The organism is Actinomadura macrotermitis (genome assembly GCF_009604375.1).
In the GTDB taxonomy this organism is placed as follows: domain Bacteria; phylum Actinomycetota; class Actinomycetes; order Streptosporangiales; family Streptosporangiaceae; genus Spirillospora; species Spirillospora macrotermitis.
Map to the genome: position 1 here is coordinate 310,032 of NZ_WEGH01000006.1, position 14,321 is coordinate 324,352.

At 73.0% G+C, this 14,321-nt stretch carries 13 protein-coding genes and 2 pseudogenes; 14 read left to right on the forward strand and 1 reads right to left on the reverse strand.

Translation table 11 applies throughout. The features are described from left to right. Positions 1-232 precede the first annotated feature (232 nt). The 11 genes and pseudogenes from ACRB68_RS37950 to ACRB68_RS37990 all read left to right on the forward strand — a co-directional run bounded on the left by ACRB68_RS37950 (position 233) and on the right by ACRB68_RS37990 (position 12,053). On the forward strand, positions 233-2,071 hold the full coding sequence (locus ACRB68_RS37950) for a DUF2075 domain-containing protein (protein WP_328595294.1): 1,839 nt from the start codon (positions 233-235) through the stop codon (positions 2,069-2,071). Positions 2,072-2,266: 195 nt separating this feature from the next. Then, complete coding sequence (locus ACRB68_RS42310) at positions 2,267-2,401, forward strand: hypothetical protein (protein ID WP_268890548.1); 135 nt, start codon at positions 2,267-2,269, stop codon at positions 2,399-2,401. Between the two features lie 49 nt (positions 2,402-2,450). Beyond that, positions 2,451-2,534, forward strand: a pseudogene (locus ACRB68_RS42920) (DUF2399 domain-containing protein); the annotation flags it as partial. A gap of 13 nt (positions 2,535-2,547) precedes the next feature. After that, positions 2,548-2,751, forward strand: coding sequence for a DUF2399 domain-containing protein (locus tag ACRB68_RS42925; RefSeq protein WP_207709986.1), 204 nt, complete (start codon positions 2,548-2,550; stop codon positions 2,749-2,751). Further along, positions 2,715-4,169, forward strand: coding sequence for a hypothetical protein (locus tag ACRB68_RS37960; protein WP_194293617.1), 1,455 nt, complete (start codon positions 2,715-2,717; stop codon positions 4,167-4,169). The genes ACRB68_RS42925 and ACRB68_RS37960 overlap by 37 nt, the downstream gene beginning before the upstream one ends. Before the next feature lie 103 nt (positions 4,170-4,272). After that, positions 4,273-7,383: an ATP-binding protein gene (locus tag ACRB68_RS37965; protein ID WP_153541430.1), complete on the forward strand. Its 3,111-nt coding sequence runs from the start codon at positions 4,273-4,275 to the stop codon at positions 7,381-7,383. A gap of 52 nt (positions 7,384-7,435) precedes the next feature. Further along, entirely contained in the window at positions 7,436-8,986 is a 1,551-nt protein-coding gene (locus ACRB68_RS37970; RefSeq protein ID WP_153541432.1) for an MFS transporter, read from the forward strand. 70 nt (positions 8,987-9,056) lie between these two features. Beyond that, the gene (locus ACRB68_RS40415) at positions 9,057-10,235 is read left to right on the forward strand and encodes an HNH endonuclease signature motif containing protein (protein ID WP_194293603.1); all 1,179 of its coding nucleotides are present in this window, start codon (positions 9,057-9,059) and stop codon (positions 10,233-10,235) included. Positions 10,236-10,290: 55 nt separating this feature from the next. After that, on the forward strand, positions 10,291-11,214 hold the full coding sequence (locus tag ACRB68_RS37980; protein ID WP_153541434.1) for an SPFH domain-containing protein: 924 nt from the start codon (positions 10,291-10,293) through the stop codon (positions 11,212-11,214). Positions 11,215-11,217: 3 nt separating this feature from the next. Then, on the forward strand, positions 11,218-11,430 hold the full coding sequence (locus tag ACRB68_RS37985) for a hypothetical protein (RefSeq protein WP_328595295.1): 213 nt from the start codon (positions 11,218-11,220) through the stop codon (positions 11,428-11,430). Further along, on the forward strand, positions 11,430-12,053 hold the full coding sequence (locus tag ACRB68_RS37990) for a GOLPH3/VPS74 family protein (protein ID WP_153541436.1): 624 nt from the start codon (positions 11,430-11,432) through the stop codon (positions 12,051-12,053). Before ACRB68_RS37985 ends, ACRB68_RS37990 begins: the two co-directional genes overlap by 1 nt. On the opposite strand, the gene ACRB68_RS37995 is transcribed toward ACRB68_RS37990, so the two are convergent. Further along, positions 12,054-12,461, reverse strand: coding sequence for an Ohr family peroxiredoxin (locus ACRB68_RS37995; RefSeq protein ID WP_153541438.1), 408 nt, complete (start codon positions 12,459-12,461; stop codon positions 12,054-12,056). A gap of 147 nt (positions 12,462-12,608) precedes the next feature. Here ACRB68_RS37995 and ACRB68_RS38000 point away from each other — a divergent pair, with 147 nt between their 5' ends. The 3 genes and pseudogenes from ACRB68_RS38000 to ACRB68_RS40755 all read left to right on the forward strand — a co-directional run. Continuing rightward, positions 12,609-13,271, forward strand: coding sequence for a lysophospholipid acyltransferase family protein (locus ACRB68_RS38000; RefSeq protein ID WP_153541440.1), 663 nt, complete (start codon positions 12,609-12,611; stop codon positions 13,269-13,271). 30 nt (positions 13,272-13,301) lie between these two features. Beyond that, positions 13,302-13,853 (forward strand): 3'-5' exonuclease, encoded by a 552-nt coding sequence (locus ACRB68_RS38005; RefSeq protein WP_153541442.1) that lies wholly within the window; start codon positions 13,302-13,304, stop codon positions 13,851-13,853. 59 nt (positions 13,854-13,912) lie between these two features. Continuing rightward, positions 13,913-14,293: pseudogene (locus tag ACRB68_RS40755) on the forward strand (ATP-binding protein); the annotation flags it as partial. Positions 14,294-14,321: the final 28 nt, after the last annotated feature.

The following is a 14,321-nucleotide window of genomic DNA, read 5'->3' on the forward strand; positions in this document are numbered from 1 at the left end:
CCACCTCCACCACGTGGAGGTCGCCGGCGGGCACTCCGTAAAGCCCTGCCCTTTTCCCGGCCATGAACGTCAGTGATCGCCGGTAGCCTTTCCCCGTCAGGTTGCGGCCCGACGGGCTTCCGGCGTCCTGTCCGACGGCAGGACGCGGACATGCCCCCATACCGCACGATTTCTTCGTGCTGCCTGGGGGTAGATCCCGTTGTCGGTCTTCCGTCGTACCGCGCAAGCCCTGGTGTCTCCGATCGAGCGGAAGCTCAGCGAGCTGATCGACGAGCACATGCGGATGGCGGCGGGGCTGCGCGTGTCCGCCTCGGAGCGGCGGGCCTGGGACCGCAGCCTGCCTCTCGTCGCGCAGGACCTGGTCGAGGCGGGCCTCGGGCAGGTCGAGATGCTCATCGAGTACCGGCTCCCGCTCACCAGCAAGCGGGCCGACGTCATCCTCGCCGGCAAGGACCGCCGGACCGGCGAGGACGCGTACGTGGTCGTCGAGCTCAAGCAGTGGAGCCATGTGGAGGTCTGGGACGAAGATCCCCGCAAGGTGCTGGTGAGCAACATGTCCGGCGGGCCCAAGCTGCATCCGTCGCTGCAGGCCAAGGGTTACAGCGACTACATGGTGGATTTCGTCACCGCGCTCGGCGGTCGCGCCGACGCCGTGCACGCGGTCGCCTACCTGCACAACGCCTCCCGCAACGACGTCATCGACCTCTACGACGCGGTCCAGGACGACAGGACCCGGCTGTTCACCCAGAGCACGCGCGGCGCCTTCGTCGACTACCTGCGCGACCGGTTCGCGGCGGCGCCCGGGGCCGACGCAGCCGACCGGCTGCTGAGCAGCACGTACAAGCCGTCCAAGCAGCTTCTCAAGGTCGCCGCTGAGGAGATCAAGAACCGGGAGCAGTTCGTCCTGCTCGCCGAGCAGCGGCTGGCCTATGAGATGGTCTGGCACGCGGTGGAGAAGGCGCGCAGGCAGGACTTCAAGACCGTCGTCGTCATCACCGGCGGCCCTGGCAGCGGCAAGAGCGTCATCGCGCTGTCGCTGCTGGGCGAGTTGTCCAGGCAGGGGTACAGCGTCCTGCACGCGACGGGGTCCAAGTCCTTCACCCAGACGATGCGCAAGTACGTCGCCAAGGGATCGCCGAGGACCAAGGAGCTGTTCAAGTACTTCAACAGCTTCATGGACGCCGACCGTAACGGCCTCGACGTGCTCATCTGCGACGAGGCTCACCGCATCCGCGAGTTCTCCCACAACCGGTTCACCCCGGCCGCCAAGCGCAGCGGTCTCCCCCAGGTCGACGAGCTGATCGACGCGGCGCGGGTACCGGTGTTCCTGCTCGACGAGCACCAGGTGGTGCGACCCGGCGAGATGGGCACCCTCGATGAGATCCGCCGGCACGCCGAGGCGAAGAACCTGGAGGTCGTGCCCGTCTCGCTGGACGAGCAGTTCCGCAGCGGTGGCAGCCGCAAATACGAGGAGTGGGTGCTCCGTCTGCTCGGCCTGCAAGAGGGCGGCCCTCAGCCGTGGACCGGTGACGACCACTTCGACGTGGCGCTCGCCGAATCGCCCTTTGAGCTGGAAGCCCTCCTGCAAGCCAAGCAGGAGGGCGACCACTCCGCGCGGATGACGGCCGGCTACTGCTGGTCCTGGAGCGACCCGACGAAGGATCACACGCTGGTGCCGGACGTGGTGATCGGCGACTGGGCGCGCCCCTGGAACGTCAAGGGCGACCGTTCGGTCGGCGACGCCCCGCCCAGCGAACTGTGGGCGACGAAGGAGGGCGGCTTCGGCCAGGTCGGGTGCGTCTACACCGCCCAGGGATTCGAGTACGACTGGAACGGCGTCGTCTTCGGCCCCGACCTCGTCTACCGGAACGGCCGTCTGATCACCGACCGCACGCAGAGCAAGGACCCGGCCCTCCGCCCCAGGTCGGTGTCCGACGAGCGGGCCGACGAGCTGATCCGCAACACCTACAAGGTCCTGCTGACGCGCGGCATGGTCGGCACTCTCCTCTACTCCGTCGACAAGGAGACGCAGGAGTTCCTGGCGGGATTGCTCGGCGCACCCGAAAACTGAGCGTCGAGCCGAAGCTCCACAGGCAGTAACGCGTGGAAGTTGCGGCTAGGGCTACGCCGAGGCGATGGGTACTGGTGGCCTCTCAGGTCAGCAGTCTGTGGTCCACACAGAGGACGAACCCACGCGCGAGTTGCTGGTCGAGCCGGGCCTGGACTCGTCATCACCAGCGAGTTGCTGTGGGAGTGCTTCCCGAGCGTGCGCATATGCGGGTACCTGTGCGACTCGCACGTGCGCGGCATGGCGGACATCCACTTCACCTGGGTCGGCGCTGAGGGGCGGCTGGAGAAGAACGGGCTGCGGCCGCTCGGCGATGACGTGCGGGCGCGGTGACTGCGTGAGTGCACGGACATGGGCGCCGAGACCCACCTGACGCTGCGGAATCTGCGGCGAATGCAGGCGTCCGCTCGTCTGCACGTCGGGCAATCCCACGACGACCGTGCTGACGCTGCTGGACGCACTGACCGGGGCGGGGCACGCTGCTCGGCGAGGCCGTCGTCGAAGCGGTCTGGGATCCGGAGCTGACCGCCGCGATGCGCGCCCTCGGCGTGGAGGTGCAGGAGGAGTCAGCGCTGGAGCTCCTTCTCAGGGACCTGGAGCGAGATTTTCACTCTTCGTCATCGCGACATGACAAATTGTCAGACCCTTGCGGCACGATGCCGTCGAGGAGGTCGTGCACATGACGAAGAGGCCTGCCGGGATGGGGCGGGAGAAGGTTCGAGCGGTGCTGGGGCTCGCACGGTGGGAGGTGGAGCTCGCCGCCGAGACGGGGTTGCTGCGACGTTTGGAGGATCGCCGGTTCGATCCTGCATCGGTCGAGGCGGCGCTGGCGGATCTGGATGCCTTCCGGCGCTCGCTGGCCCGGGAGGAACGCTGTAACGCGACCGCGTCGGCGGCGCGGCTCGGGGTCAGTGTCGAGCGGTTCAAGCGGGTGGCGGCCGCGGCGGGGCTAGAGGCGGTGGCCGAGGAGGAGGTCCGCAAGTACGGGAAGGTCCTGTGGGTTCGTTACTACCGGGCCGGTGATGTGGACGGGCTCGCCGACCATGTACGGGCGGACCGGGAGCTGCGGGCGGCGGCGAGGGCGGTCTCTCGGGCGCGGGCCGGTCCGAAGGCCGCAGCGACGAAGAAACGCAACGCGGAACTGGCCATGGCGGCGCGTGAGGAAGTGGAGCGGCGGCGTCCCGGCGAGGCCTGCGGGCCGATCGGCGTGCTGGTGTGGGCGGTGGCGCTGATGCGGGCCGCCGGGGTCGCGCTCGGATGGCTGCGCCGGTTCGCGGAAGTGGACGACCCGCGCGTCGAGGAACTCACCGCGGTCGTGCGGCGGGCCAGGTTTCCGCAGGATGCGCTGGAGGCCAGGCTGGCGGAGATCCGTCCGCGAGCGCTCGATGCCATTGGGCTGCTCGCCGGACCGCGCCAGGTCTTCACGGCGCTGGGAGTGCCGGCGACGGCCGTCCCGGAGCACGTCGACCAGTTCGGCGGCCATGTTCCTGAGGCGGCGTTGCAGGAACTGACCCACGCTCCTCCCCCATGGCTGCTGCACGCACGTGCCGAGTACGAACTCGGGCGGGCGGCTGCGGAGGTCGCGCGGCAGGACGCCGAGGAGCTGGCCCAGCGGTGGCATGTGGCGGAGTCGGCGATCGAGTCGGCCGCCAAGCTGAGCGACGCTGCGGTGGCCGACCTGGTCGGGATATCCGTGGAAGTCGTCCGGAAGCTGAGGCCGAAGAGCGGCCGCTGGTCACCGGAGTATGTGCAGGGGGTGCTGGCGGCGCGGCCCGACTGGATCCGCAGTGAGGAAGCCGCATGGCGGGAAGTGGAGAGACGCCGCAGGAAAGAACAAGCCCGCTTGGAGCGCAACCGGCAGAAGCGGCTGGCCTGGCGCCGAAAGTGGGCCGAGGTGTTCGGCGTACCGCTGGACAGCGTGCCGACGACCATCGGCCGCCCCACCGGAAACGCGATCAAGGCGGCCCGGGAGCACCCGCCTCGCTGGGCCAGGCCCCCGCCGGACGTGCTTCTTCGCCCGGCATGGGCGGTGGGCGGCCTGGGGGTGTGGAAAGAGCGGCGCGGTGACCATCCCCCCGGTGGCCTCCGCGCCGCTCTGTAGGTCATAACGCTCGGGCGGGGCGAGTTCTTCCTGGTCAGGTCGGTAAAAGATGGGAGGGGCGGCGAGAGCCCCGGTGGTTCGGGGCATACGGAAGAATCGGCGCATGCAGTTCGGCATCCTGGGGCCTGTCGAGGTCCGTGACGGGGGCGAGGTCCTCGCCGTCGGCGGTCCGCGTGTGCGGGCGTTGCTTGCGTTGTTGCTGCTCGACGCCGGGCGGCTGGTGACGGTCGAGCGGCTGATCGACGGGCTGTACGGGGAGGAGCCGCCGAACGGGGCCGCCAACGCCCTGCAGTCGCAGGTGTCGCGGCTGCGGCGGGGGCTGGGGGACGCCGGGCTCGTGGAGGGGCTCTCGGCCGGGTACCGGCTCGTCGTCCCGGCCGAGGACGTGGACGCGCACCGGTTCGAGCGGCTGGCCCAGGAGGGGCGGCAGGCGCTCGGGTCCGGGGAGCACCAGCGGGCCGCGGGGTTGCTGAAGGAGGCCCTGGGGCTTTGGCGGGGGCCTGCGTTGGCGGATGTGCCCTACGCGGAGGGGCAGGCACGGCGGTTGGAGGAGCTGCGCGTCGCCGTTGTGGAGGACTGGGCCGAGGCTGAGTTGGGTCTCGGGGGTGATGCGGTGGGCGCGCTTCAGGAGCTGGTGACGCGGTATCCGCTGCGGGAGCGGACGCGGGGGCTTTTGATGAAGGCCCTCTACGCGGGCGGGCGGCAGGCCGAGGCGCTCGGGGTCTTCGAGGACACGCGGCAAGTGCTGGCCGAGGAGCTGGGGGCCGACCCCTCGGCAGAGCTGGCCGAGGTGCATCTGGCGATCCTGCGCGGGGACCCGGGGCTGACGCCCGAACCGGCCGTTGTCGCGGTGAGCACGAATCTTCCGGCGCAGCTGACGAGCTTCGTCGGGCGCGACGAGGAGCTGCGGCACGTCGGCGCCATGCTCTCCAAGGGGCGGCTGGTCACCCTGCTCGGGCCTGGCGGGACGGGCAAGACCCGGCTCGCCATCGAGGCGGCGGCCCGGGAGAAGGGCGAGGTCTGCTTCGTCGAGCTGGCGCCCGTGCAGGACGCCGGGGAGGTGGCGAAGGCGCTGGCCGGCGCGCTCGGGCTGCGCGAGAACGGCATGCGCCAGGGCAGCGGCGAGGCCCCTGACGTGCGGGAACGCCTTGTCACGGCGCTGGCGGGGCGGCGGATGCTGCTCGTCCTGGACAACTGTGAGCACGTGGTCGAACCGGTCGCGCGGCTCGTCCACCGGCTGCTGAACGCCTGCCCGGAGCTGCGCGCCCTCGCCACCAGCCGGGAGGCGCTCGGGATCACCGGGGAGGCGCTGCGGCCGCTGCCGCCGCTGCCGGTCGCGCCCGCCGGAAGCGGCGCCGACGAGGCACTGGCGTCCCCGGCGGTGCGGCTGTTCCTGGACCGGGCCGTCGCGGTTCGGCCCGGGTTCGAGATCACCGACGGCAACGTCGCGGACGTGCTGCGGATCTGCGCCGCGCTCGACGGCCTGCCCCTGGCGATCGAGCTCGCGGCGGCGCGGCTGCGCTCCCTGCCGGTCGAGGACGTCGCCGCGCGGCTGGACGACCGCTTCCGCCTGCTGTCGCGCGGCAACCGCACCGCCGTCCCCCGGCACAAGACGCTGCGGGCCGTCGTCGAGTGGAGCTGGGGGCTGCTGGACGACGACGAGCAGACCCTCGCCCGGCGGCTCACGGTCTTCAACGGCGGGTTCACCCTGGACGCCGCCGACCGCGTCTGCGGCGTCGACGACGCCGAGGACCTCGTCCTGGAGCTGGCCGACAAGTCGCTGCTACAGAGCGACGGCACGCGCTACCGGATGCTGGAGACCATCCGCGCGTTCTGCGCCGAGCGGCTGGAGGAGGCCGGCGAGCGCGCGGAACTGGAACGGGCCCACGCCGAGCACTTCCTGGACCTCGCCCGCACCGCCGACCCGCTGCTGCGCGGCAGTGAGCAGCTGGTGTGGCTGGCGCGGCTGACCGCCGACCACGGCAACCTGCACGCGGCGCTGCGCCGCTCCATCCGGGCCGACACCGCGCGGGCGCTCCGGCTGGTCGCGGCGCTGTCGTGGTACTGGTGGCTGCGCGGCCGCATCGAGGGCGGCCGCCTGGCCGTGGAGCTGCTGGAGGCCGTCGGGTCCGGGCCGCCCGCGGACCTGGACGAGGAATACGTCATGTGCGTGGCGAACGCGCTGTCGGGCGGCGCCGGCGGGCCCCGCGCGCTCACCTGGCTGGACCGCGCCACCGAGCTGGTGAACGGGATCGACCGGCGGCTGCGCCACCCGTCGGCCATGGTGCTGTGGGCGCTGACGGCGGGTCCCGAGCGCACCGACACCACGGTCAGCCTGCGGCAGATCGGCGACGACCCCTGGTCCCAGGCGCTGATGCGGATGAGCGACGGGTTCCTCGCCCAGTTCCGCGGCGACCTGGACGCGGCCGAGGCGGCGTGCGGGGCGGCGGTGGAGCGGTTCCGCGCGCTCGGCGACCGCTGGGGCGTCGCCAACTCGCTCGACCCGCTCGCCCAGGTCGCCGACTGGCGCGGCGACCAGGAGCGGGCGCTGCGGCTGCTCGACGAGGCGCTGGAACTGGCCGGCGAGCTCGGCGCGTCGGAGGACATGGCCGACCTGTGGTGCCGCCGCGCCGAGGTGCTCGTCCGCCGGGGCGACCTCGCCGCCGCCGAGGCCGGCTACGAGACCGCCGCCGGATACGCGCGCCTGGCGGGCGCGCCGGACAAGTCCGCGGGCGCCTGCGTCGGGCTCGGCACCATCGCGCGGCTGCGCGGCGACCTGCCCCGGGCGCGCGAGCTGTACGAGAGGGCGCTGACCGGGTTCACCTCCTCGCGGTTCATCGCCGAGGCGGCGCGGGCGGCGGCGCTGGTCGGGCTCGGCTGGGTCGCCGCCGCCGAGGGCGACCCGGGCCGGGCGCGCGAACTGCACCGCGAGTCGCTCGGGGCCGCCGGCGACCATCCCATCTTCGAACACCGGGCCGCCGCGGTGGCCGGGCTCGCCGACGTCGCGCTGACCGACGGCGACGGCGAACGGGCGGCGCTGCTGCTCGGCGCGGCGTCCCTGCTGCGCGGCACCCCGCTCGACCGCGACCCCGACACCGTCCGGGTGAGCGAGGCGATCCGGGGGGCGGTCGGGGACGCCGCGTTCGAGGCGGCGCGGGCCCGCGGCGCCGCGCTGACCCCCGAGGAGGCGCTGGTCACCGCGCTGGAGGGATGACGGTCAGCGCACGGTGCGCCGGCGGTCAGCGCCACCGCCGACGCTGACGGGCATGAGCTACTCCCCCGCCCGCAAATGGGCCACCTTCGCGATCTGCGGCCTGCTGACGGTCGTCCCCAACATCGACATGACCGCGCTGAACCAGGCGGTCCCGCACCTGGCGGCGGACCTGCACCCGTCGTCGACCCAGATCCTGTGGATCGCCGACGCCTACGGCTTCGCGCTGGCCGGCCTGCTGATCACCATGGGCGGCATCGGCGACCGGATCGGGCACAAGCGGCTGCTGCTGATCGGCGCCGCGCTGTTCGCCGCCGCGTCCGCCGTCACCGCCTACGCCTGGAGCGCCGAGACGCTCATCGCGGCGCGCGCGCTGCTCGGCGTCGCGGGCGCCACGCTGATGCCGTCCGGGCTGTCACTGATCCGCCGGGTCTTCACCGACCCCAAGGAGCGGACGATGGCGGTCGGGATCTTCATGGGGCTCGGCGGCCTGGCCATCGGCCTCGGCCCGGTGCTCAGCGGGGCGCTGCTGGACCACTTCTGGTGGGGCTCGGTCTTCCTGATCAACGTGCCGATCATGCTGGCGGCTCTCGTCGCCGGGGTGTTCGTGCTGCCCGGGGTGCGCAACCCCGTCCAGGGCCGGCTCGACCTGGTCAGCGTCCCGCTGTCGGTGACCGGCGTCCTCGGCCTGGTCTACGCGGTGAAGGAGGCCGCCGTGCACGGGGCGGACGAGCCGCGCGTCGCGGTCGCCGCCGTCGTCGGCGCCGTCGCCCTGCTGCTGTTCTTCCTCCGCCAGACCCGCACGGCCGAGCCGCTGATCGACGTCCGCCTGTTCCGCGCCGCGGCGTTCACCGGCTCGATCGTCACCAACATGTTCGCGATGTTCGCCCTGGTCGCCCTGTCGCTGTTCTTCTCGCTGTTCTTCCAGCTGGTGCTCGGCTGGTCGCCGCTGGTCGCGGGCCTGGCCGGCCTGCCCGGCGCGCTCGGCGCCATGACGGGCGGCGCCGCGCTCGCCCCGCCGCTGATCACCGCGATCGGCCGCGCCCGCACCGTCACCGCCGGCCTGCTGCTGTCGGCCACCGCGTTCGCCCTGTTCACCCTGGTCGGCGTCGGCACCTCCTACTGGCTCATGGTCCCGGTCATGATCCTGTCGGGCCTCGGCATGGGCATGGCGCTCACCGTCACCGGCGACACGGTGCTCGCCTCGGTGCCCAAGCAGCGCTCCGGCGCCGCCTCGGCGATCTCCGAGACCGCCACCGAACTCGGCGGGGCGCTCGGCATGGCCGTCCTCGGCAGCGTCCTGAACGCGGTCTACCGCAGCACCGTCGACCTCCCGGCGGGCCTGCCCGCCCAGGCCGCGTCGGCCGCCCGCGACTCGCTCGCCGGCGCCCTCCAGGCGGCCCCCGCCCTCCCGGCCGCCCTCGCCGACCAGGTCGGCCACGCCGCCCGGGCCGCCTTCATGGACGGCATGCACGCCGCCATGCTGTGCAGCGCCGCCTTCGCCGCCCTGGTCGCCGTCGCCGCCCTGTTCACCCTGCGCAACGTCCCCAAGGTCATCCCCGAGACCACCGAGGAGGAAGAGACCCCCTCCCCCGCCATCGCCTGATCCCTGAACGCGCCCGGAGGCCCGCCATGGCGGGCCTCCGGCGTGCTTATGCTCGACCATGAAGCTGTCTGTGATCACGCGAGCGGCCGTGCTGGAGGCGCTCGCCGAGTTCGACCGGCTCGGCCGGGACGCGTTCCTGGAGACCTATGGCTACGACCCGGCGCGCCGGTACGTGCTGGTGCACGAGGGTGCCCGCTACGACTCCAAGGCCGTGGTCGGCGTCGCGCACAAGTACGCCGCGGGGCGGGCCCTGGAGGCGCGGGAGTTCTCCGGCGGCATCGCGACGGTCGGGCGGCTGCTGGAGCGGCTCGGGTTCGAGGTGGTCGTGGACGCCGACGATCCGGCCGCCAGGATCGTCGCGCGCGTCGAGGCGCTGAGGGTCGCCTCCACCAAGGACGGGCCCGCGCGGCACCAGCCCATCCTGCTGCTGTGGGCCATGGGGCGGGCCCGGCACCGGCTGCCCCGTCTCGTGCCGTGGTCGGAGGCGAGGGCCGAGCTCACCGGCCTGCTGCGGGCGCACGGGCTGCCGGGCTCCCGGCCGCGGCCCGACTACCCCTTTCTGGCCCTGCACGGGACGCACCTGTGGGAGTTGCGGAGTTCGGGCGAGCCGCCCCGGGCGCACGGCGACGCCGCCCTGCTGCGCTGGCTGGACGAGCACGACCCGCAGGGCGGCCTGACGGGCTGGGCCTATGAGGCGGTGGCCGGCTCGCGGCGGGTCCGGGACGCGGCCGTCGCGGCGCTGGCCGGGCGGTTCTTCGGCGGGGCCGATGTGTCCGCCCTGCTCGCGGACGTCCGGCTGGGCGGCGACGGGGGCGGCCGGGCCCGTGACGCGGGCGAGGAGTACCGGCGGCTCGTGGCGGTCGTCGAGGAGGGCGAGCGGAGGGGCGACGACACACGGACCTCCAAGCGGTCGCCCGGCGAGTCCCCCGCCCGGTCGCGGGCGGCGCGCGAGGCGGTGCTGATCCGCAGCGGCGGGCGGTGCGAGAACCCGCGGTGCGGCGGGCAGCCCGCGGACGTGACGGTGGACGGGCGGCCGATCCTGGAGGTGGACCACATCGACGACCGGGCCGGGTGGGGGCGCGACCACCCGGTGCTGATGGCGGCCCTCTGCCCCAACTGCCACGCGGTCAAGACGCGGGGGCGGAGCGGGCCGGAGCTGCGGGAGGCGCTGCGGGCGGAGGCGCGGGAGCGGCACGGGGTCTGGGCCGAGCTGGCGCCGGGGGTGTGGCTGTCGGCCGACCTGATCTGAGGGGTGGGAAAAGTGATATCACTTTGCTAGATTGGAGATATAGCGAGGAGGGGTCATGGAGAATCCGGATCTTGAGGTCACCGCGAAGGTGGAGATGCCGCGGCCGCAGATCGTCGAGCGGACGGCGCGGCATGTCGGCGGGTGGCCGATGCTCGGGCTGGCGGTCGTGCTGGTGCTGGGCGGGGCGGGGGTGATCATCGCCGGGGGGAGCGCCGGCGGGGTGATGATCCCGGTGGGCGTGGGGGCCGGGTCGCTGATGGTGCTGGCCGGGCTCGTCGTCGGGGCCGGGCTCACGCCCGTCGCACCCGGGGAGGCGCGGGTGCTGCAGGTGCTCGGGCGCTACACCGGGACGGTGCGGACCGACGGGCTGCGGTGGGTGAACCCGATCACCGAGCGGCGCCGGGTGTCGACCCGGATCCGCAACCACGAGACCGGGCTGGCCAAGGTCAACGACCTGGACGGCAACCCGATCGAGATCTCGGCCGTGGTCGTCTGGCAGGTGCAGGACACCGCGCGGGCCATGTTCGAGGTCGACGACTTCGTGGAGTTCGTGGCCTTCCAGACCGAGGCGGCCGTCCGGCACATCGCGGGCAGCTACCCCTACGACGCGGGCGACCGGATCTCGCTGCGCGACAACGCCGATGAGATCACCGCGCAGCTGTCGCAGGAGCTGTCGCTGCGGGTCGCCTCGGCCGGCGTGCGGATCATCGAGTCGCGGATCACCCGGCTGGCGTACGCGCCGGAGATCGCGCAGGCGATGCTGCGGCGGCAGCAGGCGGGCGCGGTGGTCGCGGCGCGGCAGCGGATCGTGGAGGGCGCGGTCGGGATGGTGCAGATGGCGCTGAACAAGCTGGACGAGGAGCACGTGGTCGACCTGGACGAGGAGCGCAAGGCGTCCATGGTCAGCAACCTGCTCGTGGTGCTGTGCGCCGACCGGGACGCCCAGCCGGTCGTCAACACCGGCTCGCTCTACCAGTGACCCGTGGCTGAACGGAAGAAGGTCCTGCTGCGGCTCGATCCGGCGGTGCACGACGCGCTGGCCAGGTGGGCGGGGGACGAGCTGCGCAGTACCAACGCCCAGATCGAGTTCCTGCTGCGCCGGGCGCTGGCCGACGCCGGGCGGCTGCCCGGCTCGGTCGGCCGGATGCGGCGGCCCGGCAGGCCCGCCAAGGACGAGACCCCTGAGGACGAGTGATGGTGCAGACTCCCGAATCACTGCCCGCACGGATGTACCTGCTGGCCTACGACCTGCAGAAGGAAAAGGTCACCGGGCGCTCCTATCTCGGTTACGTGCTGCGGGCCGCGGCCCTCACCGAGCTGTTCCTGGACGGGCGGCTGGAGGAGGAGGGCCGCAGGCCCGTGATCGGCACGCGGGGCGCCGACCCCTACGGGCTGCTCGCGCAGATCGAGGCGTCCCGGCCGCGCCCCTGGCACTACTGGGTGCGCAAGGACAGCCGCGCCATGGTGCGGACGGTCCGCGAGGAGCTGGCGCGGGACGGCTGGATCCGGGTCGAGAAGCGGCGGGTGCTCGGGATCTTCCCCGGCCACCGGGTGAGAGTGCGCGACCCGCGGGTGGTGAAGACCCTGTGGGGCGGCGCGACGGCGGCGCTGCGGGGCCGGCCCGTCGCGCACGTGAACAGCTACGACGCGGCGGCGGTGGCGCTCGCCGCGGCCGCCGAGCTGAAGACGGTGCTGTCGCGCCGGGACCGGCGGCTGCACCGGCAGCGGATCAAGGAGCTCACCGCGCGGTCGGGGCCGGCCGTGCCGGCGGTGCGCAAGCTGATCCGCCAGCAGCAGGCCGCCGCCGTCGGCGGGTGACTACTCGACCACCAGCTCGACGGGGATGTTGCCCCGGGTGGCGTTGGAGTAGGGGCAGACCTGGTGGGCGCGTTCCACCAGGGCGCGGCCGTCCGGAAGATCGTCGGGCAGCTCGACGCGCAGGGTCACCGCGAGGCCGAACCCCGACTCCAGGTCGCCGCCGATGCCGACCTCGGCGGTGACGGCGACGTCGCGGACGTCGTGGCGGCCGGCGCGGGCGACGGCGGCGAGGGCGCTGGCGAAGCAGGCCGCGTAGCCGGCGGCGAAGAGCTGCTCGGGGTTGGTGCCGTCGCCGGAGCCGCCCATCTCGCGGGGCACGGCGAGCGGCAGGTCGAGGCGGTTGTCGGAGCTGACGGCGCGGCCGTCGCGGCCGCTGGCGGTGGCGACGGCGGTGTAGTGGATGTCCATGACTCGAACCTAGCACGATTTAGTTGCGCACAACTGAGTTGTTCGTCACCTGCGCACGGCAAGGCCGGATCCTTACAAGATCGCCCGGGGGTTGTTTGTCCGCCGCGCGCACGGTGCGCGCGGCGTCGCGCCCCCTAGCCTTCGGGCATGGACGCCGAACGCCTGATATACCCCCTCATGAAGCACGTCGTGCTCGGCCCCGCCATGCGCGCCGCCTTCCGCCCGCAGGTGAGCGGCCTGGCGAACCTGCCGGACGGGCCGGTGATCCTGGCGGCCAACCACCTGGCGTTCTGCGACTCGTTCGTGCTGCCGCTCGTCGTCCCCAGGCAGGTGTTCTTCCTCGGCAAGCACGAGTACTTCACCCGCCCGGGGCCGGCCGGGCGGGCCATGGCGGCGTTCTTCCGGGGCGTCGGCGCGATCGCGGTCGACCGGTCCGGCGGCCACGCCGCGCAGGCCGCGCTGGACGCGGCGGCGCGGGTGCTGGAGCGCGGCGAGGTGTTCGCCCTGCACCCCGAGGGCACCCGCTCGCCCGACGGGCGGCTCTACCGCGGCCACACCGGCGTCGGCCGCCTCGCCGAGCGGACGGGGGCGCCGGTCGTCCCGGTCGCGCTGGCGGGCACCGACCGAGTGCAGCCGCCCGGCCGCCGGGTCCCGCGTCCGGGGCGGATCGGGGTGCGCGTCGGCGCGCCGCTGGAGATCGCCGGGCGGGACGTGCGCGAGTTCACCGACGAGGTCATGCGCGCCATCCACGCCATGTCGGGCCAAGAGTACGTGGACGAGTACGCCCCCCGCCGGGAAAACCGGTCGTGAGGCGTTGAGCCCGCTCGGTACGGTTCGGCCATGGGACCCCTGCTCAATGTCGTCGACGTCGAGGCGACCTGCTGGGACGGCCCCGTGCCGCCCGGCCAGACCAACGAGATCATCGAGATCGGGCTGTGCGTGGTCGACCTGGACGCGGGCGAGCGGGTCGCCAAGCACCGCGTCCTGGTGCGGCCGCAGCGTTCGAAGGTCAGCGCCTTCTGCACCGAGCTGACCGGCCTCACCCAGGAGGAGGTCGACGCCGGCCTGAGGTTCGCGGAGGCGTGCGCGCTGCTGGGACGCGAGCACCAGGCCGGGTCGAGGCCCTGGGCGAGCTGGGGGGACTACGACCGCAAGCAGTTCGAGCGGCAGTGCGGGGGCGGCGTCCGCTATCCGTTCGGGCGGTCGCACACCAACGCCAAGGCCGTCTTCACCGAGGCGCACGGGCTGCGGCGCCGGCCCGGCATGGCGCAGGCGCTGCGGCACGCCGGGCTGCCGCTGGAGGGCCGCCACCACAGCGGCGCCGACGACGCCTGGAACATCGGGGCGCTGGTGCTGGAGGTGCTGGCGCGCGGTGCCTGGCCTGGGCGTTGAGGTTTGGCCGCCGTCCGCTGGGGAGGCTTCGGGGAGCAGCCGAACAGACGGAGGATGTTGTGGAGCTCAATCTCGACCTGCGCTTGCCGCGCGACGCCGCCAGCGTGCCGGCGGTCCGCCAGGTGCTGGACTCGGCGCTGCACGCGCTCGGGGTGGAGGACGGCATCCGCGACGACATCCAGCTGATGCTGACCGAGGCGTGCTCCAACGTGATCCGGCACGCGCAGGCCGGCGACGACTACACGGTGCGGGTCACCATCGTGGGCGAGCGCTGCCTGATCAAGGTGATCGACTCCGGGCACGGCTTCGAGCCCGGCGAGCACGGTGCCGGTGAGCACGGGGAGGCCGACCTCGGCGCCGAGTCGGGCCGCGGCCTGATGATCATGCAGGCGCTCGCCGACGACGTGCGCTTTCGCACCTTCCCCGAGCAGGGCGCGCTGGTGGCGCTGGTCAAGCAGCTGCGCTACG

Bases quoted from the DNA above. Each gene is read 5' to 3' on its own strand.
- ACRB68_RS37990 (WP_153541436.1), top strand. From the start codon at position 11,430: ATGGTGCAGACTCCCGAATCACTGCCCGCACGGATGTACCTGCTGGCC.
- ACRB68_RS38000 (WP_153541440.1), top strand. From the start codon at position 12,609: ATGGACGCCGAACGCCTGATATACCCCCTCATGAAGCACGTCGTGCTC.
- ACRB68_RS37970 (WP_153541432.1), top strand. From the start codon at position 7,436: ATGAGCTACTCCCCCGCCCGCAAATGGGCCACCTTCGCGATCTGCGGC.
- ACRB68_RS38005 (WP_153541442.1), top strand. From the start codon at position 13,302: ATGGGACCCCTGCTCAATGTCGTCGACGTCGAGGCGACCTGCTGGGAC.
- ACRB68_RS37995 (WP_153541438.1), bottom strand. From the start codon at position 12,461: ATGGACATCCACTACACCGCCGTCGCCACCGCCAGCGGCCGCGACGGC.
- ACRB68_RS37965 (WP_153541430.1), top strand. From the start codon at position 4,273: ATGCAGTTCGGCATCCTGGGGCCTGTCGAGGTCCGTGACGGGGGCGAG.
- ACRB68_RS37980 (WP_153541434.1), top strand. From the start codon at position 10,291: ATGGAGAATCCGGATCTTGAGGTCACCGCGAAGGTGGAGATGCCGCGG.